Origin of the sequence: Pseudomonas yangonensis, assembly GCF_009932725.1 — a bacterium.
Taxonomy (GTDB): domain Bacteria; phylum Pseudomonadota; class Gammaproteobacteria; order Pseudomonadales; family Pseudomonadaceae; genus Aquipseudomonas; species Aquipseudomonas yangonensis.
On the sequence record NZ_BLJU01000001.1, the window covers coordinates 107,995 to 134,808 of the forward strand.

The 26,814-nt window shown below is 61.9% G+C and carries 29 protein-coding genes and 1 tRNA gene; 10 read left to right on the forward strand and 20 right to left on the reverse strand.

Translation table 11 applies throughout. The features are described from left to right. Positions 1–11: 11 nt before the first annotated feature. From selA to GYB81_RS00490, 3 genes are all read left to right on the forward strand, one after another. Positions 12–1,424 carry an L-seryl-tRNA(Sec) selenium transferase gene (gene selA / locus GYB81_RS00480; RefSeq protein WP_161864818.1) on the forward strand — a complete coding sequence of 471 codons (1,413 nt, stop codon included), beginning with the start codon at positions 12–14 and terminating at the stop codon, positions 1,422–1,424. Beyond that, a complete protein-coding gene (selB, locus tag GYB81_RS00485) occupies positions 1,421–3,397 on the forward strand; it encodes a selenocysteine-specific translation elongation factor (RefSeq protein WP_161864819.1) in 1,977 nt (658 codons plus the stop codon). The genes selA and selB overlap by 4 nt, the downstream gene beginning before the upstream one ends. A gap of 79 nt (positions 3,398–3,476) precedes the next feature. Further along, positions 3,477–3,572, forward strand: a tRNA-Sec gene (locus tag GYB81_RS00490). 34 nt (positions 3,573–3,606) lie between these two features. Here the strand turns inward: GYB81_RS00490 and GYB81_RS00495 are convergent. From GYB81_RS00495 to GYB81_RS00545, 11 genes are all read right to left on the reverse strand, one after another. Then, complete coding sequence (locus GYB81_RS00495) at positions 3,607–4,638, reverse strand: phage integrase (protein ID WP_161864820.1); 1,032 nt, start codon at positions 4,636–4,638, stop codon at positions 3,607–3,609. Then, positions 4,638–5,915, reverse strand: a complete 1,278-nt coding sequence (locus GYB81_RS00500) for a phage replication initiation factor (RefSeq protein WP_161864821.1) — start codon at positions 5,913–5,915, stop codon at positions 4,638–4,640. Before GYB81_RS00500 ends, GYB81_RS00495 begins: the two co-directional genes overlap by 1 nt. Positions 5,916–5,992: 77 nt before the next feature. Then, positions 5,993–7,342, reverse strand: coding sequence for a secretin GspD/PilQ domain-containing protein (locus GYB81_RS00505; RefSeq protein ID WP_233787456.1), 1,350 nt, complete (start codon positions 7,340–7,342; stop codon positions 5,993–5,995). Between the two features lie 6 nt (positions 7,343–7,348). Further along, entirely contained in the window at positions 7,349–8,452 is a 1,104-nt protein-coding gene (locus GYB81_RS00510) for a zonular occludens toxin domain-containing protein (RefSeq protein ID WP_161864822.1), read from the reverse strand. Between the two features lie 9 nt (positions 8,453–8,461). Beyond that, a complete protein-coding gene (locus tag GYB81_RS00515; protein ID WP_128580078.1) occupies positions 8,462–8,833 on the reverse strand; it encodes a DUF5455 family protein in 372 nt (123 codons plus the stop codon). Beyond that, positions 8,833–10,443 (reverse strand): hypothetical protein, encoded by a 1,611-nt coding sequence (locus GYB81_RS00520; protein WP_161864823.1) that lies wholly within the window; start codon positions 10,441–10,443, stop codon positions 8,833–8,835. Before GYB81_RS00520 ends, GYB81_RS00515 begins: the two co-directional genes overlap by 1 nt. Positions 10,444–10,447: 4 nt before the next feature. Then, positions 10,448–10,747 carry a hypothetical protein gene (locus GYB81_RS00525; RefSeq protein WP_161864824.1) on the reverse strand — a complete coding sequence of 100 codons (300 nt, stop codon included), beginning with the start codon at positions 10,745–10,747 and terminating at the stop codon, positions 10,448–10,450. 478 nt (positions 10,748–11,225) lie between these two features. Beyond that, complete coding sequence (locus GYB81_RS00530) at positions 11,226–11,597, reverse strand: hypothetical protein (RefSeq protein WP_161864825.1); 372 nt, start codon at positions 11,595–11,597, stop codon at positions 11,226–11,228. Positions 11,598–11,770: 173 nt separating this feature from the next. Beyond that, on the reverse strand, positions 11,771–12,043 hold the full coding sequence (locus tag GYB81_RS00535; protein WP_161864826.1) for a hypothetical protein: 273 nt from the start codon (positions 12,041–12,043) through the stop codon (positions 11,771–11,773). A 4-nt stretch (positions 12,044–12,047) separates the two neighbouring features. Then, entirely contained in the window at positions 12,048–12,341 is a 294-nt protein-coding gene (pflM, locus tag GYB81_RS00540; protein WP_161897700.1) for a lysogeny maintenance protein PflM, read from the reverse strand. A gap of 195 nt (positions 12,342–12,536) precedes the next feature. After that, positions 12,537–12,755 carry a helix-turn-helix domain-containing protein gene (locus GYB81_RS00545; protein ID WP_161864827.1) on the reverse strand — a complete coding sequence of 73 codons (219 nt, stop codon included), beginning with the start codon at positions 12,753–12,755 and terminating at the stop codon, positions 12,537–12,539. A 146-nt stretch (positions 12,756–12,901) separates the two neighbouring features. On the opposite strand from GYB81_RS00545, the gene GYB81_RS24650 reads away from it, so the two are divergent. The 3 genes from GYB81_RS24650 to GYB81_RS24430 are packed head-to-tail and all read left to right on the forward strand — an operon-like array spanning position 12,902 to position 14,132. Beyond that, positions 12,902–13,174: a hypothetical protein gene (locus GYB81_RS24650; RefSeq protein WP_003245703.1), complete on the forward strand. Its 273-nt coding sequence runs from the start codon at positions 12,902–12,904 to the stop codon at positions 13,172–13,174. 55 nt (positions 13,175–13,229) lie between these two features. Next, on the forward strand, positions 13,230–13,559 hold the full coding sequence (locus tag GYB81_RS00550; RefSeq protein ID WP_161864828.1) for a hypothetical protein: 330 nt from the start codon (positions 13,230–13,232) through the stop codon (positions 13,557–13,559). A 15-nt stretch (positions 13,560–13,574) separates the two neighbouring features. Next, positions 13,575–14,132: a hypothetical protein gene (locus GYB81_RS24430; protein WP_178101764.1), complete on the forward strand. Its 558-nt coding sequence runs from the start codon at positions 13,575–13,577 to the stop codon at positions 14,130–14,132. Positions 14,133–14,190: 58 nt separating this feature from the next. Here the strand turns inward: GYB81_RS24430 and GYB81_RS00555 are convergent, their stop codons facing one another. The 8 genes from GYB81_RS00555 to GYB81_RS00590 all read right to left on the reverse strand — a co-directional run bounded on the left by GYB81_RS00555 (position 14,191) and on the right by GYB81_RS00590 (position 19,498). After that, positions 14,191–14,910, reverse strand: a complete 720-nt coding sequence (locus GYB81_RS00555) for a DUF8168 domain-containing protein (RefSeq protein WP_161864829.1) — start codon at positions 14,908–14,910, stop codon at positions 14,191–14,193. Positions 14,911–14,982: 72 nt separating this feature from the next. After that, entirely contained in the window at positions 14,983–15,195 is a 213-nt protein-coding gene (locus GYB81_RS00560; RefSeq protein WP_161864830.1) for a hypothetical protein, read from the reverse strand. Positions 15,196–15,620: 425 nt separating this feature from the next. Then, the gene (locus GYB81_RS00565) at positions 15,621–16,103 is read right to left on the reverse strand and encodes a GNAT family N-acetyltransferase (RefSeq protein WP_161864831.1); all 483 of its coding nucleotides are present in this window, start codon (positions 16,101–16,103) and stop codon (positions 15,621–15,623) included. 17 nt (positions 16,104–16,120) lie between these two features. Continuing rightward, entirely contained in the window at positions 16,121–16,675 is a 555-nt protein-coding gene (locus GYB81_RS00570) for a DUF4136 domain-containing protein (RefSeq protein WP_161864832.1), read from the reverse strand. A 21-nt stretch (positions 16,676–16,696) separates the two neighbouring features. Next, on the reverse strand, positions 16,697–17,275 hold the full coding sequence (locus GYB81_RS00575) for a DUF4136 domain-containing protein (RefSeq protein ID WP_161864833.1): 579 nt from the start codon (positions 17,273–17,275) through the stop codon (positions 16,697–16,699). 75 nt (positions 17,276–17,350) lie between these two features. Further along, positions 17,351–18,100 carry a methyltransferase domain-containing protein gene (locus GYB81_RS00580; RefSeq protein ID WP_161864834.1) on the reverse strand — a complete coding sequence of 250 codons (750 nt, stop codon included), beginning with the start codon at positions 18,098–18,100 and terminating at the stop codon, positions 17,351–17,353. Further along, the gene (locus GYB81_RS00585; RefSeq protein ID WP_024306867.1) at positions 18,097–18,402 is read right to left on the reverse strand and encodes a nucleotide pyrophosphohydrolase; all 306 of its coding nucleotides are present in this window, start codon (positions 18,400–18,402) and stop codon (positions 18,097–18,099) included. Before GYB81_RS00585 ends, GYB81_RS00580 begins: the two co-directional genes overlap by 4 nt. 238 nt (positions 18,403–18,640) lie before the next feature. Next, positions 18,641–19,498: a MaoC family dehydratase gene (locus GYB81_RS00590; RefSeq protein ID WP_161864835.1), complete on the reverse strand. Its 858-nt coding sequence runs from the start codon at positions 19,496–19,498 to the stop codon at positions 18,641–18,643. Between the two features lie 189 nt (positions 19,499–19,687). On the opposite strand from GYB81_RS00590, the gene GYB81_RS00595 reads away from it, so the two are divergent. Then, positions 19,688–20,680: an AraC family transcriptional regulator gene (locus GYB81_RS00595; RefSeq protein ID WP_161864836.1), complete on the forward strand. Its 993-nt coding sequence runs from the start codon at positions 19,688–19,690 to the stop codon at positions 20,678–20,680. Positions 20,681–20,917: 237 nt separating this feature from the next. On the opposite strand, the gene GYB81_RS00600 is transcribed toward GYB81_RS00595, so the two are convergent. Further along, positions 20,918–22,273, reverse strand: coding sequence for a 3-oxoacyl-ACP reductase (locus GYB81_RS00600; protein WP_161864837.1), 1,356 nt, complete (start codon positions 22,271–22,273; stop codon positions 20,918–20,920). A 304-nt stretch (positions 22,274–22,577) separates the two neighbouring features. Between GYB81_RS00600 and GYB81_RS00610 the strand changes: the two genes are divergently transcribed. From GYB81_RS00610 to cydB, 3 genes are all read left to right on the forward strand, one after another. Beyond that, a complete protein-coding gene (locus GYB81_RS00610; RefSeq protein WP_161864838.1) occupies positions 22,578–23,855 on the forward strand; it encodes an acetyl-CoA C-acetyltransferase in 1,278 nt (425 codons plus the stop codon). A gap of 374 nt (positions 23,856–24,229) precedes the next feature. Beyond that, positions 24,230–25,672 (forward strand): cytochrome ubiquinol oxidase subunit I, encoded by a 1,443-nt coding sequence (locus tag GYB81_RS00615; RefSeq protein ID WP_161897701.1) that lies wholly within the window; start codon positions 24,230–24,232, stop codon positions 25,670–25,672. A gap of 2 nt (positions 25,673–25,674) precedes the next feature. After that, positions 25,675–26,682, forward strand: coding sequence for a cytochrome d ubiquinol oxidase subunit II (gene cydB / locus GYB81_RS00620; protein ID WP_161864840.1), 1,008 nt, complete (start codon positions 25,675–25,677; stop codon positions 26,680–26,682). Positions 26,683–26,814 lie beyond the last annotated feature (132 nt).

Genomic DNA, 26,814 nt, shown 5'->3' on the forward strand with positions numbered 1-26,814 from the left:
GGGCGATGACGATGAATGCCAATGCTGCCCGTCTTCCTTCCATTGACCGCCTGCTGCGTTGCGAAAGCGTGGCGCCCCTGCAGCAGCGCTACGGTCGCGATGCCTTGCTGGCCATCTTGCGTGATCTGCTTGATGAGTTGCGCGAACCCGCCCGCAGCGGCCAACTTGCCGCCGTGGAGCTCAGCGAGGCGGTGCTCGCCGGTCGTGCCGGCGAACGCCTGGCCGCACGCCACGCCAGTCGTGTATGCCGTGTGTTCAACCTGACGGGCACGGTGCTGCACACAAACCTCGGGCGCGCCCTGTTGCCGGAGGAGGCCATCGACGCCATCACCCAGGCTGCACGCTACCCCCTCAACCTGGAATTCGATCTGGCCAGCGGCAAGCGCGGCGACCGCGACGACCTGATCATCGGCCTGATCCGCGAGCTGACCGGCGCAGAGGCGGTCACCGTGGTCAACAACAACGCCGCGGCTGTTCTGCTGGCGCTCAACAGCCTGGGTGCGCGCAAGGAGGGCATCATCTCCCGTGGCGAGCTGATCGAGATCGGCGGCGCCTTCCGCATCCCCGACATCATGGCCCGTGCCGGGGTCAAGCTGGTCGAGGTCGGCACCACCAACCGCACTCACGCCAAGGACTACGAGGCCGCCATCGGCCCGCGTTCGGGCCTGCTGATGCGCGTGCACACCAGCAACTACAGCGTGCAGGGCTTCACCGCCAGCGTCGCCACCCGCGATCTGGCCGCCATCGCCCACGCTCACGGCCTGCCGCTGCTGGAGGACCTTGGCAGCGGCAGCCTGGTCGATCTTTCGCGCTGGGGCCTGCCCAAGGAACCCACGGTGCAGGAAGCGCTGCGCGACGGCGCGGATATCGTCACCTTCAGCGGCGACAAGCTGCTCGGCGGCCCGCAGGCCGGCATCATCCTCGGCAGCAAGGAGCTGATCGGGCGTATCAAGAAGAACCCGCTCAAGCGCGCCCTGCGCGTGGACAAGCTGACCCTCGCCGCGCTGGAAGCGGTGCTCGGCCTGTACCGCGACCCGGATCGCCTCGGCGAGCGCCTCACCAGCCTGCGCCTGCTCAGCCGTCCGCAGGCGGATATCCGCGCCCAGGCCGAGCGTGTCGCTCCGACAATGGCCACAAGCCTTGGCGAACACTGGCAGGTCAGCGTGGAAAATGCTCTGGGCATGATCGGCAGCGGCGCGCAGCCGGTGGCGCGCCTGCCCAGTGCGGCGCTGTGCATCCGGCCGCAGACCTCAAAACGCCTGCGTGGTCGTGCGTTGCGCGAACTGGAAGGGCAGTTGCGCGAGCTGCCGATCCCGGTGATCGGCCGCATCGATGACGACGCCCTGTGGCTCGACCTGCGCCAGCTCGACGATGAACCCGCCTTCGTCTCACAGCTGGCGCAGCTGCGCGAGGCGCAGGCGTGATCGTCGGCACCGCCGGCCATATCGACCATGGCAAGACCGCGCTGCTGCAGGCGCTGACTGGCCAGCAGGGCGACCGCCGCCCGGCCGAGCGCGCCCGTGGCATCACCATCGACCTGGGTTACCTCTACGCCGACTTGGGCGACGGCCAGCTCACCGGCTTTATCGACGTGCCTGGGCACGAACGCTTCGTCCACAACATGCTCGCTGGCGCCAGTGGCATCGACCTGCTGTTGCTGGTGGTGGCCGCCGACGACGGGGTGATGCCGCAGACCCGCGAACACCTGGCGATAGCCGAGCTGTTGGGCATCCGTCAGGCGCTCGTCGCCGTGACCAAGATCGACCGGGTCGATGCCGCGCGTGTGCAACAGGTGCACGAGCAGGTGGAAAACCTGCTCGCCCCCGGGCCGCTGGCGGGCGCCGAACTGCTGGCGGTGGACAGCCTCAGCGGGCGAGGCGTCGAACTCCTGCGCGAACGCCTGCTGGTCATCTCTGCAGTGCACCAAACGCGCGCCAGCCAGGGGCATTTTCGTCTGCCCATTGACCGCGCCTTCAGCGTCGAGGGCACTGGCGTAGTGGTGACCGGCACCGCCTTTGCCGGCCGTGTGGCGCTGGGCGATGAACTGCTGCTAAGTCCATCCGGGCGCCGTGTGCGCGTGCGTGGCCTGCACGCGCAGAATCGCCAGGCCGACTGCGCCGTCGCCGGCCAGCGAGTGGCGCTGAACCTGGCCGGCGAGCGGCTGGCGGTCGAGCAACTGCACCGAGGCGACTGGCTGCTGGCGCCGGCCTTGCTGGCGCCGACTACCCGGCTGGATATCCAACTGCAGCTGCTGGCCTCGGAGTCGCGGGCTTTGGCGCACTGGACGCCGGTGCACGTGCACCTGGGCGCGCAGGATGTCACCGGACGCATCGCCCTGCTCGACACCGACAGCCTGGCGCCCGGGCAGCATTGCCTGGCGCAGTTGCTGCTAAACGCCCCGGCGCATGCCGTGCACGGCGATACCCTGGTGCTGCGCGACCAGTCGGCGCAACGCACGCTGGGTGGCGGCCGTGTGCTCGATCCCTTCGCCCCGGCCCGCGGCCGCCGTGCGCCGCAACGTTTGCGGCAATTGCAGGCCCTGCAGGGCGCCAGCCTGGAACAGGCCCTGCCGGTGCTGTTGCAGTCGGCCGATAACGGCCTCGATCCCGCCCTGCTGGAGCGGCAGTTCAATCGTCCGCGTGAGAGCTGGGCACTGCCGGACGGGGCGTGCGAACTGGCAACCCGTCAGGGCACGCGACTGTTCGATGCGGCGCATCTGCAGACGCTGCGCGACGCCTTGATCGAGGGTCTGCGCCGTTTCCATGATGAATCGCCGGACGAACTCGGCCCCGACCGCGACCGCCTGCGCCGTTATGCCCTGAGCGAACTGGAGCGCTCGGTATTCATCGCATTGCTCGATGAGGCTCTGGCAGACGGGAGCATCGCCAGCAGCGGCCCCTGGCTGCACCTGCCGGACCACCGCGTGCAGCTCAGCCCGGACGACGAAGCCCTGCGCGAACGACTCTGGCCACTGCTGCTCGATGGCGGCTTCGACCCACCCTGGGTTCGTGACCTGGCTGGCGCCGTGCAACGGGACGAGGCATCCGTGCGCCTGCTGCTGCGAAAACTGGCGCGCCTGGGCCTGTTGCATCAGGTGGTCCGCGACCTGTTCTATCCCGAGCAAACCCTGCGCAGTCTCGCCGCCCATGCGCTGGAACTGGTGGGGCAGCATGGCAGTCTGCGTGTGGTCGATTGGCGAGACCGTATCGGCATCGGCCGCAAGCGTGCCATCCAGCTCCTGGAGTACTTCGACCGCATCGGCTTCACCCGTCGCCTGGCCAACGAGCGGCGTATCCGTAGCGACTCGGCGCTGGCGATTCAGCTTGTGGGAAACCAGCAGGAGGGTACTGCAAGCAACCCGGTCGGCGAACGGCCGGTGCATCCGCCGCACTCTTAGATTGACGACTAGCGGTAGCCATGGGCTAACCTGCACAACCAACGCAACGGCTGCCGAGCGACCGGCAGCCACCGAACAGGGAAGGCAATCACGCCCGGTGGCGTGGCCGGGCTTCAAACCCGGTGGGGGACGGCATCCGTTCCTGGGTGAGTTCGACTCTCACTGCCTTCCGCCAATCACTCCTCTAGAAGCCCCGAACGACGCGGGTTCTAGCGTTCCTCTTTTTCACTTTCGGCGTCAGTGTCGAATAAGTGTCGAAAACCCCGAATCGGTCCGAGGACCATGGCTTCCTTGAGGTAGTCCGGCGCCAAGTGGGCATAGCGCATGGTCATTACCAGGGAGGCATGGCCGAGCACCTTTTGCAGGGTGAGGATATTCCCGCCGTTCATCATGAAGTGCGACGCGAAGGTGTGCCGCAGCACATGGGATTTCTGGCCAGCCGGTAACTTGAGGCCGGACATTTTCACAGCAAAGTCGAAGCTATCGCGGCAGTTGCTGAACAGGCCGTGCTGGCGAAAGTGGGCATGGATTCGGTCATGTAACGCCTGATCAATCGGCACCGATCGACGACGCTTGCCCTTGGTGTTCACGAACAACACTTGGCCGTCCCGAACTCGCTCAGGTGTCAGGGCTTGGGCTTCTCCCCAGCGGCAACCAGTGGCAAGGCAGATGGTGGAAACCATGTAGGTGTGAGGCGTCTTGCAGTAGGTGCGGATGGCGTCAAACAGCTGGTCTATTTGGGGGTTGCTGAGGTACGACAGTTCGCGTTCCTGGAGCTTGAGCGGCTTCACCGAGGCCAGCGGATTTTCATAGTCGATTTCCTGCAGGCGGAGCAGGACGTTGAACACTGAACAGAGGTGGCCGAACTGGGTGTTAACCGTCTTGCCACTGATGCCGGCAGCGAGGCGGGCAGCACGGTAGGCGGTATAGGTTGCCCCGGTCATCTGAGCGGCTATCGGATTGCCCATTGCTTCGGCCATGCGACGTAGGACCAGATCGGTGCGTTCTACATCCACCAGGGTGTGGCCGTGGAGTAAACGCCAGCGTTCGATCAGCTCCAGCAGGCGGCGTTTATCCTTGGGCTTGGGTGACCAGTGCGGCGTCTCTATGACCTTGGCCCTGCAGGTGGCTTCGAAGCGCTGGGCTTCACCTTTGGTCTTGAAGATTTTTCGAAAGCGCCGGCCTTTAATCGGCTCAATATCGGCTTTCCAGCGGCCGCAGGGAAGTTGGAAGACACTCATCAGACAGCCCTCCCCCAACGCACATGCCGTTCTTCAAGGATTCCCTTGATGTGCTTATACAGCCCGTCTTCATCCATGCCTTTGGCGGCATAGTGGTCACGGATCACCGGCCAGCACTCCCAATCCTTGAGGCGGTGAAATGCTCGCCTAGCGCCCACTCGCTCCCGTGCCAGCAGGCTGACGAAGTTTCCCAGGAATAACTCGACGTTCTTGCCCGAGAAGCCCCGCGAGGTTTTGTATTGGCGCTTGTACTCGGTTTCGTCCACCAGGGAATCCACCGGCAGATCCACACGCACATCGTCACGGATCAGGGTCCAGATGGGCTCAAAGTAGCCAGGGCGAGCCAGCAACTTGAACTGGCGCAGGCCATAGCGCCACAGGCCATCTAGGTGCGGAGCGAAGGCAGCGTAGCTGTTGGTTTCGAGGGTCTCGCCGCTGTGCAGATCGAACGAGCCGGAGGCGAACTGCTGGATAACCGAGTGGTGGTAACGCAACTCTACGCGCCACACGTCTTGCTCGGGGTTGTAGTTGTCCGGGTCGGTTTCATCGAAGCTATCGCGACGCTTCCAGATGTTTTCCCAGTAGTCGAGCTTGTCGATGGAGCGGGCCTGTTCGGTCTTGTTGTAGATACCGAGCTGGACGCCACCAGCGGAGCCGAACAGGTAGGACTGGCCTTTGCCGTAGGTGGCAGACTCCAGGGTCCACTGGATTTCCTTGATGCCGGAGATATCACGGGCAGCACGTGCGCGGCAGTGCATACGGGCGACCAGATCAGCGGGCGGCTGCCATCCCTGCAGGTCAAGCGCGAGGTGAACGGCGCATTGGTTGCGCTCGACGTTGGTCAGGACGTGGCTGGCGTAGTAGTCCAGGCGTTCCTGCAGGCGCTCGGGGCAGAACTGGTCGATGGCATGGGGTGACACTTCAATTTTCAGGTGGGGACCGATGTTCTCGATTTTGGCGTTGAAGTTTTTCACCAGCAGGATGATGCCCAGGTCGGCGTTCTGCAGTTTGTACTGATAGCCAGAGTCCTTGCTGACCCGACCCGAGTGCCAGCGCTGGCCAGCGAAATCAACGATGGTGCCTGGCTTGTCGAAAAGGCTCATGATTTCAGGGCGGATCAGGCCGCGATAGAGCTGGCGGACGGTATCGACGCTGCAGGCCAGGATTTTGGCTTTCGACAGATCGACGATTTCAGCAGTACCAGGATCAACGAAAATTCGCCCAAGGCTGTTGTGCTCACCGTTGAGGTCGAGACGGGCAAAATCTTTGATCTTCATGTCTGGGTTTCCTTACTGGCCATTACTTGCCATTTCGAAATCGGTTTATCTGACGTGCTACAGGGACGTCAGCGCGCCTAGCGGTCGGCTAGGCGCGCGGTCCCACCGGCTGCGCCGAAGTGCCCGCGCGCCTGCTCGACCGCCTGCGGAACAAGCGGACTTACTGCATCAGGGACAGCTACACCTCTTTCCTCGGTGTGTATGGCTGCGGTAAGCAGCACAACGAGGTTCGTGCCACGGGTGCGGACAGAGGTCGAGCGGAAGACGGGACCAATCAGCGGGATATCGGAGAGGAAGGGCACGCGGGAGACGGATTCGTCCCGTTGCTCAGATCGGAGGCCACCCAGGAGCACGCCCCCGCCATCAGGAAGCTGAACCTTGGTGGTGATGCGGCGGGTGTTGGTGATGATGTCGGCAGCGCTGCGATCATCAGAGACGGTCGAGGCGGACTGGTTAACGCTGAGTTCGATGGCCCCTGATGGCGTGATGAAGGGCGTTACATCGAGCGAGACGCCTACATCTTGGCGGACGATGGTTTGAAAGGGATCAGAGGCCGGCGTAGATCCACTGGTGGTTTGCCCGGTTATGAACGGGACGTTCTGGCCGACGACGATGGAGGCAGCTTCCCGGTTGAGGGTGAGCAGCTGGGGCGTTGAGAGGATGCGGTTGTTGCCCGTGACTTTGACGGCCTGCAGGAAGGCCGAGAGCGTTGGTCCGTTGAAGGTGAGGCTGAATCCAAGATCGGATTTGTCGGCGCCCCGCAGACTGATCCCGCCCAGGTCGGTTCGGTCGTTTTTGGCACCTACATTGAGGCCGAGGGCTTCGAAGTCGTTGTCGGCCAGCTCGGCCACCACGGCGGTGATAACTACTTGGCGACGAGGCTTATCGATTTCACCGAGCAGGCTTGCGACGGTGTCGAGCTGCTTTTGTGTGGCAGTGACGATGACGGCGTTTGAAGTTGGCGATGGAGTGGCCATCAGCGACGGCATACCGCTTTCGTTGCGTTCGGTTTGAGCCCGTAGCACGTCGAGGATGGATTGATAGGCGAAGTCGGCTTGCAGGTGCTGGAGCTGGAAGACGCGGGTTTTGAGATCCAGTGGTTCGGGTATGGGCTGCGCGCTGATCAGCAGCGTATTGCCCCGTGCGGTGAGGTGAAAACCAGCAGATGCGACGGCGTTGGCGATCAGCGCTTCAAGCTCTACGTTGCCGTCATAGGTGGCAAAGATGCTGATAGGTGCATTGCGGATATCCGAGCCAACCACTACGGACTTGTTGAGCATCTGCGACGACCATTCAACGAAGTCTTGCAGGGTGGCGTCATACAGCTCGATGCGTTCGGCTGATTTGGCGGGTGCCGTGAGTACCAGGAAGAGCAGCAGGGGCAGCAGGAAGAACAGGGCAAACAACCTATCCGAACGATCAATCATGGCGGATCACCTGTAGAGGGAAATGTATTCGTCACCGCGAACCAGCAGGGCTTCGCGGGGGCCTCGGTCTTTCACCACCACATCGCGAGCCATGAGGTCGTCAGAACTGATGCGGTCGCCGTTGGGGCTGGTGAATACGTAGAAGGTCTGGCCGGCCAACAGGCCGTAGGTGGCGATGCGGTAGTTGCGGAAGTCATCCGCCAGGGTGCTTTCTGGCTGAGTAGCGGTTACGGGAGCGATCTGCTGTTGGGGCTGCTGTGTAGGCAAGCGGCTGTAGGCGATGGCGCCAAACACCGGAACGCTGATCACCAGGGCGAAGAAAGCACCGAGGGCGAAGGCGTTCAGGACGCGAGTACGACGGAAGAAGATTTTGGTGGTGCGCATGAAGAACCCCGCGTTGCGCTGGGCTGGTGGAAGCGGACGACGCCAGTACCCAGGCGGCAGTATGGAGTACGCGCCTTTGTCGTAGCCCTTGTCGTATTCCTGGGTGGTGTCGTAGTAGTCGTAGAACTCTTCGCCGCGGTAGAACCAGTCATCGACCTTGGGCGAGTTGAACTTGGCGCCGTACTTGACGATGGCCTGATGCATTTTCGGCAGGCGGCCTTTGAAGAAGCCGAGAGTGGCGATACGCAGCAGCGGACCAACGGGGAACGGCAGTTTGATGCGGTCCCAGCGGTTGATATAAACGACGTGCTCAGCGATGGATTCGCGGACTTGCTTGTCGATGACGTTGACGTTTTGGACGCACAGCCAGAGGTCCCAACGGCGCTTGCGCAGGAACAGGAAGAACTTGAGCAGGTCGGAGCGGCCGCCTTGGTTCCAGTCGCGTGAGTTGAGCCATACGCCGGCTTCATCCAGGAAGATGCCGCCGAACTGTTCTTCATCGTAGGTTTCGCAACCCATGCCCAGGCCGATCAGGTCATCGGCGCTGGGGAGGTCTGGCAGGCGGACAAGGCGCGAGTATTTGTTATCGCGCTTACACAGCTTGTCCATTTTCACATCGATGTTCACGGCGACCCGACGACGTTTTTTCAGGTAGTCGAGAATGCGCATGACCAGCAGCAGGGTTTTGCCGGAGCCGAGCTTGCCGGTGACGATATAGACGGCCATAGCAGTGACTCAGGTGTGCAGGAATTTTTCTGAAAGGCGCGTGACCCACATGAAAACCAGAGACTTCAGGCGGGCAACGATGAGCAGCCCAAGGCAGTAACTGATATTCGATGGCAGGAACATGCGGCCTATGTCGATCCACTCGGGGGCAGTCGCTCTGACGACTTCACTAATCAGCGCCTCCATGATGGTGGCGAAGGCAAAGATGGCGGCCGCAATGGCGGCGAGCACCAGAAAGAACAGGCCGACTTTGCGCAGGAAGCTGGTGAAGAACTGGATGAAGGGGCCGATCAGCGGGCCCAGAAAACCCAGGATGAATTTGGAAAGGCCGCCGAACAGGTTGGGGAAGAACTTCTTGAAGAAGCCGATTATCCAGTTCATCAGAAGCCACCCTTAGACGCTTTGGCGTCTTCCATGCGCAGGGTGGAATAAGCGATTTTCCAAAGGCCGATAGCGGTCACGACGTAGATGATCCACTCAAGCAAGGGCTTGAGGCGGGTCAGGTCGCAGACAGGCAGGATCAGGCGAGTGCTGTAGCGGTCAAGATTGAAAGAGATCGCTACATCAGCGCAGGCTGTATGAGCAGGAAGCAGGTCTTTAGCGAGATCGAGCAAGCCAGCAACCTGGGAGTTATCACCGAACCATTTATCGCCGTCGACGTTATCAACGATCTTATCCAGGCTTAGTTCGTCGCTAGCCAATTGTTCATCTTGAGCTTCGCCCAGCTGGTCACCAATCATGCCGGCCAGTTCATTACCTAGGTCGGAGCCAGCGCCTTCTACCCCATCGCCGTCACCATCGCCGGAGCCGTCGTAGTCATCGCCAAGCAGGCCATCAGTGAGGCCTTCGATACCATCAGCTATGCCTTCAAGGATTCCTTTGATATCACCGAGCAGGTCATTGCCTTCACCGATCTTGTCACCGAGTTCTTCACCTAGCTTGCCAATGGCTTCATTGGTAGCGCCTTCATCGGAGCCTTGAGGGCTTTTGCTGGTGTCGCCAGGGGCTTTGGGGTCATTATTTTCATTGCCGTCAGCGTTGCCACCGTTGTTCGGGTGATCGGGAGAGTTAGGGTCAATGGTCTTGGTGGGGTCCTTAGGGTCCATGCACGTGAGCTTGCCGTTGAAGTAACCGCAATTGTTCTTAGGCTTGTCGGTGTCCACGCACTGATAGGTGCCGTTGAAGTAGCCGCAACCGGGCTTTTCCTGAAAACAACCTTCTTTGCCATTGACCGTGCCGCAGCCCTCATCCTGGGGCTTATGGCAGATAGTAAGGTCGCCGTTGGTGACGCACTGTTCGTCAGCTGGCGGAACATTGGGGTCGCGAGGCGGGGTGCAGGATTCTTCGGTGCAGGAATCAGGGCCTTCGCCTGCGGGTTGGCCGGAGCCGTAGAAATCGCCCGTGCAAACGCCCTGGCCGGTGGAAAGATTGGCTACACATTTACGACCGCCGCCGCCCGTGTAGAGGCAGCCTTCGAACTCTATCTGGTCTTCACACAGGTAAGTCTTGAGGCTGGCGTTGTAAGTGCAGGTTTGCGCTTTGGTGATCTGCTTGCCTGACGTGGCAGAGCAGTCTTTGGGTGTGTCGCAACTGCCGGTTTGAGGGTTATATACGGCATTTGGATCGGCGCACGAATCACCAGAGCGAATTACATCATTGCGCTGAATTTCACCACCGCTCTCCGATCGAAAGAAGCACTGAAAAATATGAGCACCAGATGCATCGTAACGTGAGGAGCCTAATCGACTAGACGGATAGCCATAGGCACTAGCGGCATTACTACAGGCTGAAGATGCAGAGGAACCAGTAATGCCCGATCCGCCTGTATAAGTCCAAATATAGGAGGCCGCATAGGAAAGGTGAGAAAAGAACATCGCTGAAAGAGCCAGCGGGAACAGCGCAAAATAACGCCGAACAAAGGCAAAACGCCCCCACCCCATAAGGGTGAGGGCCACCAGCAGGCGACCAAGGCCGCGAATCTTGGCCGCCATCGGTTTAGGCGCCCGCAGCGCTGAACAGGCGACCTGCCAGCTTGAACAGGGCAACGCCACCACGGATGACGCCGAACAGCACGGCACCAGCAGCCATCAGGGTGCCGAAGGCGGTGGCCAGGTCGGTGAAGACCTCGAGAATTTCAGTCGGAACACTGATGGCCGCATTGGCAGCACCGGCAGTCATGCCAGCAGCGGCAACGGTGAACATTGCGCCCAGCTTGGCGCCCCGTGCTTTACCGGCACGGGTGTCTTCGCTGGAGTGAGCGTGGCCGATGGCCACAGCGAGTTGGGTTTGTTTCATGGTGAGTTTCCTCAGTTGGTTGATGCGTCTATCACTTCTTTCCAGCCAAGCCGGAAAGCACCCCAGGCGACGCCGATCCCGAGAGAGCCGATGAAGAGCCCAGCGATAACGAGGTATTGCCCCCAGGTGAATGCCATTGCCCGTTACCTCTGGTGCCCGTGAATGAGGCCAAGGGCGGCCAGATAGACCAGCCCTTGAAGGAATTGCAGGGCCCACAGATCACCCAGGGTGACGTTGGCGAGGTAGCTTTCGAGCGATCCCATACCGGCACCTATTGGCTTGTGTCCGTGAGCGCTGCGCCGTCTTCTTCTTGCTCAGCCAGGGCCTTGCAGTCAGGGCAGACGGCGTAGTCAGGCGCCATGCCGAAGTCAGCCGCCCAGCCGCTGGAGTCAGCGGGCTGGCCGTAGACTTGGCCCATATCGGCCAAGCACAGGTCACAGAGGACGCGGCCGTGAATCAGCATGGCGATGGCCTGGGGTTAGGCCTTGGGAGCGTCAGCCGGCTTAGGCTGTTGCTGGCCGACTTGGGGAGCGGGTTTGCCGGCTTGGCTGGAGGACGGCTTAACCGACTCAAGGTGAACGCAAAGATTGTTGCCTTTCTGCTTGCCAGCCCGAGCCACTTCGAAGGTGATACGGACGGTTTCCAGGGGGGAGAATTGAGCGCCGGAGGCGAACACCTCATCGGCTACATCGGCGGGAACGTCCATGCCCACGATGGACAGGCCGTTTTCGGTGATGCCGTCGGGCTCATCGCCGTAGAACACCTTGACGATTTTTACGTCGTTACCGTTTTGGTTGAACGCCACTTTCTGAGTGCCGAGAAATGCAACTTCCATAGTCGAACGGGCCATTTGTGTTTCCTCGCTTAGTTGCGCGTTATTGCGCGGTTTTGCCTTTCAGCAGGCCGAGCGATCCCGCACGGGCAAACTTTCGTTTTTGCCCGAGGGTGGCTCTCGACTTGCCGGGGTTTCAGTTGTCGCTTGTGCAGCTTGTTAGTTCGTTAACACCAAGGGCCGCGCCCTTGTCATCCCGTTTCGCCACCGTCGCCCGCAACTGGCGGTGATTGCGCGGTTCGGTCTGGCAGACCAGGTTGGCCAGTCACGGACGCCGGAGGCGACTTCTTGGCGGCCTCTCTGCGATCCAGATACCTGCAGTACGCGATGATCAGCGGCAGGCAGAGCACACACACGATGCCAACGCAGAGGACAACTAGAACACCGAGGTAGAGAACCTGAACGAGCAACAGCACCAGTGCCTCTAGCGTGGCCTCCATCGAGTTGATCCATTGAGTGATCATGCGATCACCCCACCAGTTCGAATGGTTCGCGCAGGGGCACGAAGGGCGTTGGTTTGCCGGGGTCGTGCACAACGTGCCAATACCTGGGCGGTCGGTTGCTTGGGGTGTGTTTCGCGCAGATGGAGGCAGGCGTCAGCTTCCAGCGACCATCGACCTTTAGGACCGACACGGGGCGGCACTCGGTGCATGGTGTGGACGGGCAGAGCGCGGGTTGAGCGGTTACGCGACGGGACCAGCACACAGAGCAGTCGCAGTTCGCGGGGTGTGGTTGGCGCAGGTACTGGCTCAGGCTTTTCATTGGTCGCCTCCAGCGCTTGGCGCTTTTCGAAGTCAGCGCCCTGGCCGTGGGCGAAGTCGTTGCAGCTGTTGCAGCCGCAGAAGTCGCCACCGCAGTCGCAGCGGTAATCACCGAAGTGGCCTGCCTCGCTGTACGGGCGAACGTGCAGGCAGTCCTGGCAGAGCATCAGAGCGGCGGTTTTCGCTAGCTGGGCAATCATTCAACCCACTCCTCTTCCATAAGCTTCTTGGTCAGCAGGGAGACGTTGACCATTACGTGGCGGCCTACCTTGAGGTGGGGCAGGTAGCCGTTGCGCATCCAGCCGCGAACGGTGTCGTGGTCTTCACTCATGCGAATCCAGTTTGCGAACTCGCGCCAGGGCATCATCGGCGGCGGGTTCACAAGGTCTTTCAGCGTCAGGGGGATTCCTTCCATCGGAGTGGCCTTTGTTGCACTATGTTGGTCTTTATTGCGCTACGTCTTGGTCACCATGCTGCGGATGCCTGACGTAACCTACAGTCGTAATATACAACGACGGTGGGTGCTATTTGTATATTACATTCGTAGATTACTAGATCATTATGGAATCAATAGACGACCGCGTTAGAGCACTTGTCGATAAGGCAGGCCTAGACGAGCTGGTGAAGAAGACCGAAATCAGCGGGACGCGGTGGAGGACTGTCCGCTACGACAAGCGGACAAGGATTAGCACTCAGGAGGTAGAGGCGCTCACACGTCTATATCCTTCATATGCTTTGTGGCTGGCCAGTGGCAACGTAGCCCCCGAAAGCGGCCAGACAAGCCCCGAGTACGACGAGGCCAACCGAAACTTGACCGATCAAGACGCGGGATAGCGATCACCCAGGAAGTAGCTAGGCGCTGGTATGCCCGAAGGGAGGTGGGTAAAGAATGAAGAGAGCAGCCATATTGGCACTGGCCATCGTCAGCCTTACCGCCAGCGCAGACGACAAGACGGCCTTGTCTAAAGCAATAGACACGATCAGGCCAGCCACAGACGCGGCCGCAGATTACGTGAGCAAAAGCATCATGCAGAGCCTGTCGGGCAATGACACTCCGATGGGCCGAGCTGCACGCGATAACCTCGAGCGTCAGGCCAAGGCTGAGCGGGAAGCCAACCGCGGCACACGCAAGACCATGAAAGAGTGCATCAAGCCCGGCAACGTCATCGATGAAGACGTGCAGGAGTGCATCATGGGTATGCGAGAAAGGGACTGGTAAGGAAGGAGTTCAAGGATGAAGGCAGACAGAGACGACGCCCCAAAATGGCTAACGAGCCGCCAGAGTAAAGGTAGCAACCTAAAGGTAGTACTGGCAGGAACAATTGGCACTGTCGTTACCCTTGGTGCTCTTACTCTGGCTGGTCAAGCGTTCATGCAGAACACCGTAAAGAACCTTGCTGCGAACAGTCAGCAGTCGAAGCCCAAGCCGGTTGCCGAGATCACCCGAGCAGAACCAGCGCCCAGGGACGACTGGGACAAGATCGTAGAAGAGCAGGCAAGGCGAGACGCAATGTCTCAGCAGCAACCTGAGCAGCCCATTGACTCAGATAGCCCAGCAGTCAAACAGACCGTGTTCAACGATCAGAACTACGCCCCGAGAGGGGCTGACAACGTGCTCAGCCTTCGCGATACCTATCAGCCCGCAGAACCGGAAAAACCGGCTGGAAAGGTGAAGGTGACAATCATTGAGCAAACACCGAGCATGAAAGATAGAGCATGCTGGCCGCACAAGGAAGGGAGCATTGAGCGGCGTAATTGCAGGTCACGGGTCGGGCTTAATCACAGGGATTAGCGTTTGGTTAAGGGGCGGGCTTTAGAAAATCCCAGTGCGCGAAGCGAGTGACTTGAGTCTATTGAACATATTTTAGATACCGATCGACGACGTTCCAAGTGCTAGTGAGTAACAATGCACGACTTTCTGAGTCAGCGGAAGTGGGCTCGCCGTGGCGCAATGGGTCAGCTGCTGCCTTGATTGCGCGGATGGTTTGCTCGTCGCTGCCAGAAACTTCACGAAGTTTGGCCCACTGCGTGCGTTTATCACTGGTAGACAAGTTATGCACCGCCGCACAGTGATGGCGCAGTGATTCAATTGCGCGATAGCAATAAAAGCCGGTGTCGTCGGCGTGCTTCATGGCGGAAACTAAGTCGCTAAAACAGCGATTTAAGAGAATGCCGTTAGGGCCAATTGTCTTATTCCGCAGTGTTACCAAGGCATCTTGAACGTCGATCATATCGCCGCGGTCGGTAATGCATGGGATATCAATACCGAAAACATAATCGATTCCGCGGCTTTTATTTAGAACTCGTGTGATCTCAAAGTCGTAGGCGTAACCCTTAACGTAGCCAACCATTGCCAAATCGTTTTGGATAATGTTTTTAACAACATTTCTTAAGTCAAATATGTCCCACTCGTGTTCGCTTTCCACCCAAACGGCAATCTGATTCAAAATAATGCTAACTCTTGCCGTGCCACTTACTCCTGACGCGACATGCGTAAACCCAAGAGTGATTTGAAGGGAAAGCTGAGCTCGTTCTGGAATCACAATGCCGCTAAAAAGATATGGTTCCATTGTTTGCGCCTAAAGTATGGGTTTAAGCCTGTCAAGGTGAACGATGGGAGCGATTTGAGTCGATTTTTAGAATCAGCCACTGAAGGTGATTTTACTGTCTTTATTCTTGAATACTTCAAGGGCAAAAGGCTGCGCAAGTTTATAGCAGTCTAGAAGTGTGTAATCTTTGCCTGGTTGGCCGCCTGCTTGGATGAGGGAGTCTTCAATATTCTTGGCCATAACCAGAAGCAGATCCTCCAGTGTTGTCGTGTCAACTCTTTCAAAGTTTGGGATCAGCTTTTTCATGACGCACCTTGATCTTTAGGTGTGATTGTTGCCTATCTATTAATTAGGCAGCATTGATGTCGTAAGATACCCGCTGGTGTCTGATGACTTGCTTAGAATTGCGCTACGCCCTTGATTTTACTTGCGCAGAAGCAAAAGCGAGACGCAAAGCTCTATATTTCAGACGATCTAGGGCGCTGTGATAGCTAGACGCTACCCATGGCCGCGAAAACTGTCTAGCTGGCGTGTCGAAAAAGTGTCGAAATCAACGGGCGACAGAGTGCCGCAATGGGCAGCAGACATGAGGCGAAAGCCCCGGTTTTGCTAGCGTTGGGCAGGGAAGGGCAGTAACGGGCAGCGGTTCAAACGGATTCGACTCTCACTGCCTTCCGCCAATCACCTGGCCGTAACGGGCGCCTGCGTCGCATCCGCTGGGGTAAGACCGGCTACAGATTCTTCTCGAACTGTACCAGGGCGACACGGCTGCCATCCGGCGCGCGACGCTCAACGATGCCGACGGTACGGTAGCCCAGTCGGGTGTAAAGCAGCAGGCCGCCGGCGTTGGCGTTGAAGCAGGACACCTTCATCAGCGGCGCGTCGTAGTGCTCGCGCGCGAGGTTCTCCATCACTTCCACCAGGTACTGGGCCACGCCCTGGCTGCGGGCCCAGGGCGCTACCATCAGGTTGCCCAGGGCGCAGAATTCGCCATGCTGCCATTGGTAGAAATTGGCGAAGCCGGCGACCTTGCCGCCGAGTTCCACCACGGTGCTTTCGCGGCGCTCGGCGAGGGCTGCGGCAAGCTGGCCGACGTCCAGCGGCCAGATGGCCTTGGGATAGGAGAAGAACAGTTCATCGACGTTCTGCGGAAAGCCGGCCACGGTGCCGAGGTCGGCAGCCGTGGCCGGGCGGTGTTGCAGGTTCGCATTCAAAGCGGACGGTCCTTGGTTCAGCGCGGTGGGTACTGCGAGAGCACCTGAGTGACGGTTTCGCGGATCGCCCGTTCGCGCTCGGCGGGTGTCGGCGGCTGGCTGCGCATGATCTGTTCACCGCTGCCGCGCCACACCAGCTTGCCGTCCTTGGCGTCGTACAGGTCGATCTGCAGGGTGGCGACCTTGTAGTCCACGCGGCGCGTTTCGGTGAAAGCCGGGCCTCCCCAGTAACCGCCCCAATAGCCGCCCCAGCCACCGCCGTACTGGGTGGTGATCTGATCCTGACGCTCATCGACGATCAGCACGCTCTGCACCTTGAGATCGCCCTTGCCATCGGCTGCCTGGCGCAGGCCGCGCTGGTCGAGTTGTTCGGCCACGGCCTGGCTGATGCGGGCTTCGGTGATGTCGCTTTTCAGGCGGGCATCATCGGGTTGGTAGGCGAGCTTGTCGTCCATCCAGCTCCAAGTGCGGTAGGCCGCGAAGTCGCGACTGGGGTCGAAGTCGCGCTCCAGGCTGACGCTGGCGCAACCACTCAGCAGCAAGGCGAGAAGCAGGTAGGGCAAGGTACGCATGTCGTTCTCCAGCGCAGTCGATCAATAAGGAGGATAGCCGTCCAGTGCGGCGCGGATGGCCGCGCGCATGGCCTCGGCCTGTGCCGCCTGGTCCTTGCCGGCCACGGCCTCACCGCTACCGGACCAGACTACCTGGCGGTCGCGTGGGTCGATCAGTTCGATGCGCACCACGGCTACCTTCTGCTCGTAAGTGCGTACGATGGGTACGCCACCGTAGGCGCCGTAGCGGCGATCCCAGTGGCTGCCGGTGCCGTAGTAGCCACCGACGTTGTCCTGATACTGGCGCAGACGGGTTTCCTGGCTGATGCGGGCGCTGACCAGCACATCACCGGGACCCTTGAGCGCCGGGCGCAGGCCGTATTGATCGAGGCCGGCACTGACGCTGTCAGCCAGTTCATTGCTGGGCGTACGGCCGTCCAGCCAGCTCCAGCTGCGGTAGCGTCCGTAATTGCGCGGCGCGGCCGGGTAGGCGCTGCGGTCAAATGTGGTGGCCGCTTCGGGCGGCGCCGGTGGCATCGGCAGCGATTCGGCCTGGTAGGGATTCTGGCTCTGGCAGGCAGCCAGCAGCGGCAGGATGAGTATGGCTATGGCGGTGCGCATGGTCGTCTCCGTGGTCGCGCGCGACATCCCCGATGGCTTCAGGCTACGCCGGGCTGCCGGCTTCGTCCAACGCGCTCAGAGGGGCCGGCAGATCCAGTGCAGGTAGCGGCCCAGGCCGGCGAAAGTCGGGTGGCGGCGATGGGCCAGCTCCATTTCCAGCAGGTCGACCAGCTCGGCCTTGGTCTGGAATTCCTGCGGCATGTAGTCGTGGAATACGCGCACGCCGCTACGGCTTTCGACCTGCCAGTACTCGCCGAGTTGCGTATCCAGCTCCCTCGGGTCGAGCGGGCGCTGCGGGGTCAGGCTCTGGCCCTCGCCGGCGAAGCGTTCCTTGCGCAGCTTGCGGAAGTGCCCCTTGAGCAGGTTGCGGTAGATCAGCGCGTCCTTGTTGTAGAAAGCCAGCGACAGCCAGCCGTCCCTGGCCGTCAGCTGATGCAGCACCGGCAGGATGGCCGCCGGTTCGGCCAGCCATTCCAGCACGGCATGGCACAGCACCAGATCGAAAGGCTGCTGCAGCTGGCCGAGCAGTTCCTGCCAGGGCGCCTGGATAAAGGTGGCGTTCTGCCCGGCTTCGGCGAAGCGCTGGCGTGCCCCGGTGAGCATGGGTTCGGCAGGTTCGGCCAGGGTGACCTGATGGCCGCGCTGGGCCAGCCACAGGCTCATGTGGCCAAGCCCTGCACCAACATCCAGCACGCGTAGTGAGCGGTCCGGCAGCGCTTCGGCCAGGTCGGCCTGCAACACGGCGAGACGGATGGCACCCTTGGCGCCGCCGTAGATCTTCTCGGCGAAGCGGGTGGCGAGTTCGTCGAAGTGGCGGTCGCTCATTTGAGAAAGCGCCGTTCGTTGTCGGCGAGCTTGTCGAGCACCACCTGGTTCATGTCGAGACCCAGCTCGCTGCACAGTTGCAGCAGGTAGAGCACCACGTCGGCCACTTCCTGCCCGGCATGGGCAAGCTGCTCCGGGGGCAGTTGGCGGGACTGTTCCTCGCTCAGCCACTGGAAGATTTCCACCAGCTCGGCCATTTCCACGCTGGCGGCCATGGCCAGGTTCTTCGGGCTCTGGTAACGACGCCAGTCGTTGTGATCGCGAATGGCGTGCATGCGCGCGGTGAGTGCAGCGATGTTCATGGTGCGGCTCCTTTCGAGCCGCATAGCTTCGGCCCGAAAGGAGCGTGCTGCAAGTTGTTGGCGGGCAAACAGCGGAAGAGTTTGGGCTTTTGTAGGAGCGAGCTCTGCTCGCGAAGCGCTTGTGCTGGCCAGATTCGCGAGCAGAGCTCGCTCCTACACCAAACGCTCACTCCATAGCCCGGATGCAATCCGGGGGCGCGTGTCGAGAATATCCACCCCGGATTGCATCCCGGCTACGTCAGGCAGACAGCGGCTGCCAGCTCCCGGTCATATGCGGTGTGTCGTTTTCGCCGATCAGACGGAACTGGCCGCTTGCAGCCGGCTCGCTGGCCTGCAGGGCGAGGTGGGTGGGCAGCAGCACCGGTTTCTGGAAGCGCACCTGCACCTCGTAGCCGGCCAGTGGCAGGTGAGCCTGCAGCGCGCCCAGGCTGCGCGCCTTGTTCCACAGGCCGTGGGCGATGGCGCGAGGGAAGCCGAAAAGTCGCGCCGTCAGCGCGTGCAGGTGGATCGGGTTGTAGTCGCCCGCCACGCGGGCGTAACGGCGGCCGGTATCGGCGGGTGCGGCCCAGTCGGCCAGCGGCGCCAGCGGCAAAGGTTCGTGCTCGGGGTGTGGCTGCGGCTGTCCGTCGAGACGCAGGGCACGGCAGAGAATGCGGCTATCGCCCTCCCACAGCAGGCCGAGCTGGTCCTCCAGGCGGGTGATCAGGCTGAAGGTGGCGCCCTTGTCGTGCGGCTGCAGATCGCGCACCTGCACGCTGACCTGGAATGGTCCCAGCCCGCCCAGCGGGCGTAGCACGCGGATGCGGTTCTCCAGGTGCACCAGACCCAGCAGTGGGAAGGGGAAGCGGTGGTCGGTGAGCAGCTGCATTTGCAATGGAAAGGCGAGGATATGCGGATAGACCGGCGGCAGATAGGCGCTCTCGGCAAGGCCGCATACCCGGCGATAGCGCACCAGGTGCTTCGGGTCCACGTCCACCCGGCAGCGCAGGCCAAGGTCGGGCAGTTCACGGCCTGTCACCTTGCGCTGCAGCGCGGCACGCATGAACAGACCGGGCAGGGCCGGTGGGGTATCGAGATCGAGCCAGTCGATGGCCATTGGCGAACTCCTTGGCGAATGGATGGCAGCAGCTTAACCCTCAGACCAGCGCTGGCATTGGCTGTTCTGCCCCGGGTCTGCGCTGGGCAGTCAATCGGTCTGCTGCGCTGTTTGCGCGGCGTGGCCCGCAGCCCCTAAGATGGCGCGGTTCACGAATAATGCTCACAAATAAGAAGAACAGCAGGAATCATGCGTGATCTGACCGACGATGTGGCGCTGATGCGCCCGGTAATCGATGCCCTGCGCGCCAGCGGAACCGACCCTGACCGCGTACTGGTGCGGGTCGGCCTGCCGCCCGGCGGGCTGCCGGCCGGCCGTTTCCCCCATGCTGCCCAGGCGGCGTTCTGGAAGGCTGCCAGTGACGAGTGCGGCGAGGAACATGTCGGCCTTTACCTGGCCCAGCACCTGCCGGCATTTCATGGCCTGCTGCTCGAATATCTGTTTCTCTCCAGCGAAACCTTTGGCGCCGGGCTGCGCCATGCCCTGCGCTACGTGCGCCTGCTCTCCGACACCCTCAGCGCACGTCTGGTAGTGGATGGCGAAATGGCCGTGCTGACTCTGGGCGTGGAGGCCGATACACCGCGACATTTCCCGGAGATGCTGGCCGGTGCGGTGATCCGGCTGTTCGCCGCCTTGACCGAAAATGATTTCCGCCCGCGTGAGGTGCGCTTCATGCACGCCGAGGGCGCCCCCGCCCAGCGCTACCAAGCCGTCTATGGTTGCCCGGTGCGCCTGGGCGCCGAGGACTGCGCACTGCTGTTCGACGCGGCGGTGCTGGACAAACCCTCGCGCCATGCAGCCCCGGAGCTGCTGCGCATGCATGAGTCGCTGGCCCGGCGGCAACTGGCGGAAGTGGAAAGGCTGGATCTGGTGCGCCAGGTACGCGAGCTGATCGCCGAGCTGCTGGTCGATGGCGGCGCGACACTGGAGCAGGTGGCCGGCCGCCTGAACATGCCGGCGCGGCGTCTGCGCGAGAGGCTGGCCATGGCCGGCGTGCGCTTCAACGACCTGATCACCGACTACCGCTGCCGCCTGGCCAAGGAGCTGCTGCTCAAGACCGACGAACGTATCGAAGTGATAGTCGAGCGCACTGGCTTTTCCGAGCCGAGCACCTTCTACCGCGCATTCAAGCGCTGGGTCGGCGAAACGCCGGTGGAGTTTCGCAAGCGCGGGAAGGGATGAAGCGGCTACAGGCTATAGGCCGCAGGCTGCAGGCAAAAGCGCATTCGCTTGCTGCGGATGGCGCGTGATTGCAGGCTACAGGCTGTGGGAGGGGCTTTAGCCGCGACTGTCGCCGCTGAAGCGCCTCCCACACATAGTCACCCGCTTGTGACCGTAGGTGGGCCGGGCGGCGATTCGCTTCAGCAACCGTAGGGTGGGCCGGGCGGCGATCCGCTTCAGCCCACCACCGCAACAGCCTCAAGCCCCCAACAAACTCTGCCCACACACGCGTAGCACCTGCGCGGTCACCGCGCCCGAACCGGGCTGGGCGAACCAGGCCACGGCCTCGGCGACATCCTGCGGCAGGCCGCCCTGGCTCATGGAGTTCATCCGTCGTCCGGCTTCGCGGATGCCCAGCGGAATGGCCGCGGTCATCTGCGTTTCGATGAACCCCGGCGCCACGGCATTGATGCTGATGCCCTTCTTGCTCAGCGCCGGCGCCCAGGCCTGGGCCAGGCCGATCACGCCGGCCTTGCTCACTGCGTAGTTGGTCTGGCCCATGTTGCCGGCGATGCCGCTGATCGAGGCGATCAGCACCACGCGGCCGTTGTCGTGTAGCTTGCCGGCGTCCAGCAGTGCCTGGGTCAGCACCTGCGGGGCCTTGAGGTTGACGTCGATCACTGAGTTCCAGAAGGCATCGCTCATCTTCGCCAGGGTCTTGTCGCGGGTGATGCCGGCGTTGTGCACGACGATATCCAGGCCCTCGGGTAGCGCCTCGACCAGGCGCTGTGGCGCGTCCTCGGTGCAGATGTCCAGGGTCACCGCCTGCCCACCCAGGCGCCCGGCCAACGCCTGCAGCGCATCGGCCGCCTGTGGCACATCGAGCAGCACCACCTCGGCGCCGTCACGAGCGAGCACCTCGGCGATGGACGCGCCGATGCCGCGCGAAGCGCCGGTGACCAGGGCCTTCTTGCCAGCCAGCGGGCGCGTCCAGTCCCTGACCTGTTCGGCGCAGGCGCCAAGGCGCAGCACCTGGCCTGAGACATAGGCGCTTTTCGGCGAGAGGAAGAAGCGCAGCGCACCTTCCAGCTGCTGATCGCCACCCTTGCCGACATACAGCAGCTGCACGCTACCGCCGCGACGAATCTCCTTGCCCAGCGAGCGGGTGAAACCCTCCAGCGAACGTTGCACGCTGGCGGCGATGGGATCCTTGAGCGACTCGGGGGCGCGGCCCAGCACCACCACGCGCGGGCTGTTGGCCAGGCCCTTGAAGGTGGGCTGGAAGAAGTCGCGCAGCTCGATCAGTTGCTCGAAGCGGGTCAGGTGGCTGGCGTCGAATACCAGCGCCTTGAGTTTCGGGCTGTGCTCGGCGGTCCAGCGCGGCAGCTCCAGCTGGCCGTCGCGCGCGGCGAAAAGCTGATCGGTGAGCTTGTTGGCGAAGGGCAGTACGGCCTTGAGCAGGTCGCCTTCGCCGCCCAGCAACAGGGCGCCATCCACCGGTCGCACCCGACCGGCCATCCAGCGTTCCAGGCGCACCGGCGCCGGCAGGCCGAGGGCGCCGACCAGGCGGCGGCCAGTGGGGGAGTTGGCGAAGGCGAGGTAACGATCGGACATGAAGGGCTCCTGCGGGCGAATCGAAAGTGGTGTCACTGTACGCGGCGACAGGCAAAGCGCAATTGACTCTGTTGCCTCACGCGCCGGCGAGGCGGCCAATGTTCGTGCGTGCCTGAGGTTTAGCCTGTTGGACCAAAAGATCTAGGAGCGAATTCATTCGCGAATGAATTCGCTCCTACAAGGTGTCACAGGTATTTCCTCAGTCACTTTGGTGTTCCGGTCATGCGATTGCCCTGCCTGTGTGGCCGGCAGGCTAAAGTGTATGCCTGATTTCATTCAGCTCTTCGACCAGCAAGGAGTCCTCATGGCCCAGTTGCGCCGGGTCGCCATCGTAGGCGGCAACCGTATTCCGTTCGCCCGTTCCAACACCGTCTACGCCAGGGCGAGCAATCAGCAGATGTTGACCAGCGCGCTGGAAGGGCTGGTGGAGCGCTTCAACCTGCATGGCGAGCGCCTCGGTGAGGTGGTGGCCGGTGCGGTGCTCAAGCATTCGCGCGACTTCAACCTGACCCGCGAATGCGTGCTCGGCTCGCGTCTGGCGCCGGAAACCCCTGCCTACGACCTGCAGCAGGCCTGCGGCACCGGCCTGGAAGCGGCGATTCTGGTGGCCAACAAGATCGCCCTCGGACAGATCGACTGCGGTATCGCCGGCGGCGTCGACACCACCTCGGATGCGCCCATCGGGGTCAACGAGGGGCTGCGGCAGATTCTGCTGGAGGCTAACCGCGGCAAGAGTACCGGCGACAAGATCAAGAGCCTGCTGAAGATTCGCCCGCGCCACCTGGCGCCGCACATTCCGCGCAATGGCGAGCCGCGCACCGGGCTGTCGATGGGCGAGCATTGCGAGCTGATGGCGCAGCGTTGGGCCATCCCGCGCGACGAGCAGGATCAGCTGGCACTGGCCAGCCACCAGAAGCTGGCGGCGTCCTATGCCGAGGGTTGGCACGACGATCTGATGACGCCCTTTCTCGGCCTGACCCGCGACCAGAACCTGCGCCCGGACATCAGCGCGGAGAAGCTCGCCACCCTCAAGCCCTGCTTCGAGCGCGGCCCGCGCGGGACCCTGACCCCGGCCAACTCCACGCCATTGACCGATGGCGCCTCGATGGTGCTGCTGGCCAGCGAGGAATGGGCCCAGGCCCGCGGCTTGCCGGTGCTGGCCTACCTGCGCGATGGCGAGGCGGCGGCGGTGGATTTCGTCCAGGGCAAGGAAGGTTTGCTGATGGCGCCGGTCTACGCAGTGCCGCGTCTGCTGGCGCGCAACGGCCTGAGCCTGCAGGACTTCGACTACTACGAGATTCACGAAGCCTTCGCGGCCCAGGTGCTGTGCACCCTCAAGGCCTGGGAAGACGCCGACTACTGCAGGGAGCGCCTGGGCCTGGCCGCGCCGCTGGGTGCCATCGATCGCAGCAAGATGAACGTCAAGGGCAGTTCGCTGGCCGCCGGTCATCCGTTCGCGGCTACCGGCGGGCGCATCGTCGCCAACCTGGCCAAGCTGCTTTCGGTGGCTGGAGAGGGGCGCGGCCTTATTTCCATCTGCGCCGCGGGCGGTCAGGGTGTGACCGCAATCCTCGAACGGTAATCCAATACGGGTGATTGCAAGTCATCGCAATCACTCGATGTAAGCAACTCCGTGATTCGGGTGGCCCGTGTACCGCGTGGCCGCCCTTTTTTTGCCCTGCATTTGTCCCTGCCAGCGATGCGCGCGCGACACCATGCCACGCTGCGGTGGCCTGTCGCGCGGCAAATCACCACAGCGCCCGTCATGCCTTTAGCGGCTAGTCTTTTAGTACGCATTGATCCAGATCAATGCGCCATTTTCGCGCTTTGTCTGGCAGCCACTCGGCTGCAGTTCACTTCAATAAGAACAATTTCAGCTCGTTTGACTCCAAGACCTGGAGTCTATGGATCGGCTTTGCGTGCTGGGGCCGAAATAACCCTGAATGAGGATGTGTCATGTTCGGTCTAGAGGCGCTTGATCTCGCCCGAGTCCAGTTTGCCTTCACCATTTCCTTCCACATCGTCTTCCCGGCCATCACCATTGGTTTGGCCAGCTACCTGGCGGTGCTCGAGGGGCTGTGGCTGAAGACCAGCAATACGCTGTACCGCGATCTCTACCATTTCTGGTCGAAAATCTTCGCAGTCAACTTCGGCATGGGGGTGGTTTCCGGCCTGGTCATGGCCTATCAGTTCGGCACCAACTGGAGTGCGTTCTCCGATTTCGCCGGGGCGATCACCGGGCCGCTCCTGACCTACGAGGTGCTGACCGCCTTCTTCCTTGAGGCCGGCTTCCTCGGCGTCATGCTGTTCGGCTGGAACCGTGTCGGGCCGGGCCTGCACTTCTTCTCCACGGTGATGGTGGCCATCGGCACGCTGATCTCCACCTTCTGGATTCTTGCTTCCAACAGCTGGATGCACACCCCGCAGGGCTTCGAGATCGTCGACGGTCGGGTGATCCCGGTGGACTGGTTCGCGGTGATCTTCAACCCCTCGTTCCCCTATCGCCTGGCACACATGGCCACCGCGGCCTTCCTCGCTACCGCCTTTTTCGTCGGCGCCTCTGCGGCCTGGCATCTGCTGCGTGGCCGTGACAACCCCGCGATCCGCAAGATGTTGTCGATGGCGCTGTGGATGGCATTGCTGGTGGCGCCGGTGCAGGCCTTCATCGGTGACCTGCATGGCCTCAACACTCTCAAGTACCAGCCGGCCAAGATCGCCGCCATCGAGGGGCACTGGGAGAACGTCGGTGACGAGCCGACCCCGCTGATCCTGTTCGGCTGGCCGGACATGGAGCGTGAGGAAACCCGCTTCAAAGTGGAGATTCCTGCGCTCGGCAGCCTGATCCTGACCCACAGCCTGGACCAGCAGGTGCCGGCGCTCAAGGACTTCCCGCCCGAGGACCGGGCCAACTCCACCATCGTCTTCTGGACCTTCCGCATCATGGTCGCCATGGGCCTGATGATGATCCTGACCGGCGTGTGGGGCACCTGGCTGCGTCGTGGTGATCGGCTGTACACCTGCCGTCCGTTCCTGCACCTGGCAGTGTGGATGGGGCCGAGCGGTGTGATTGCCATTCTCGCCGGCTGGTACACCACCGAGATCGGCCGTCAGCCGTGGGTCGTGCATGGCCTGATGCGTACCGCCGACGCCTCCTCCGGTCATAGCGCGACCCAACTGGGCTTTACCCTCGCACTGTTCGTGGTGGTCTATTTCGCCCTGTTCGGCGCCGGCATCAGCTACGTGATGCGCCTGGTACGCAAGGGACCGCAGATCGACGAGGGGGATGAAACCCCTCAGGAAGGCGGGCCGGGCAAGTCTCGTACTCCGGCGCGGCCGTTGTCGGCTGCGGATGAGGGTACGCAAGACGGTGAGTCCGACACGCTGCCGGAAAGGAGTTGAACATGGGTATCGATCTTTCGCTGATCTGGGCAGTGATCATCGCCTTCGGGGTGATGATGTATGTGGTGATGGACGGCTTCGATCTGGGCATCGGCATCCTCTTTCCCTTCGTCAGGAACGAGGGCGAGCGCGATGTGATGATGAACACCGTTGCGCCGGTATGGGACGGCAACGAAACTTGGCTGGTGCTAGGCGGCGCCGGCCTGTTCGGCGCCTTCCCGCTGGCCTATTCGGTGGTGCTGAGCGCCCTCTACCTGCCTCTGATCCTGATGCTGCTGGGGCTGATTTTCCGCGGCGTGGCCTTCGAGTTCCGCTTCAAGGCCAAGGCCGACAAGCGCCACTTGTGGGACAAGGCCTTCATCGGCGGCTCGCTCACCGCAACCTTCTTTCAGGGGGTGGCGCTGGGCGCCTACATCAATGGCTTCGAGGTGGTGAATCGCACCTATGCCGGCGGTCCGTTCGACTGGCTGACACCCTTTTCGGTGTTCTGCGGCCTGGCGCTGATCGTGGCCTATGCGTTGCTCGGCTGCACCTGGCTGATCATGAAGACCGAGGGCCGCCTGCAGCAGCAGATGCACGACATGGCGCGACCGCTGGTGTTCGTGGTGCTGGCGGTGACCGGTATCGTCAGCTTGTGGACCCCCTTCGCCCATCCGGATATCGCAGATCGCTGGTTCAGCCTGCCCAACCTGTTCTGGTTCATGCCGGTGCCGGTGCTGGTGCTGCTGTGCACCTACGCACTGCTGCGCGCGGTGGCAGACAACCGCAACTACTCGCCGTTCCTGCTCACCCTGGTGTTGATCTTCCTCGGCTACAGCGGCCTGGGCATCAGTCTGTGGCCGAACGTGATCCCGCCATCGATCAGCATCTGGGAAGCGGCTGCACCGCCGCAGAGCCAGGGCTTCATGCTGGTTGGCGCATTGCTCATCATCCCCTTCATCCTGATGTACACGGCCTGGAGCTATTACGTATTCCGCGGCAAGGTGACCCAGGACGACGGCTACCATTGAGAAGCCTGCTGCGCGTCGGCCATGCGGGTTAGAGGCGAGCGATGCGAGCACTGCTCATTTACGGCTTGTAAAGTCGAGTGCGACTCCGGCCGGTTCTCGCCTGCTTTGACCAGCCGGAGGCCGTTACTCACG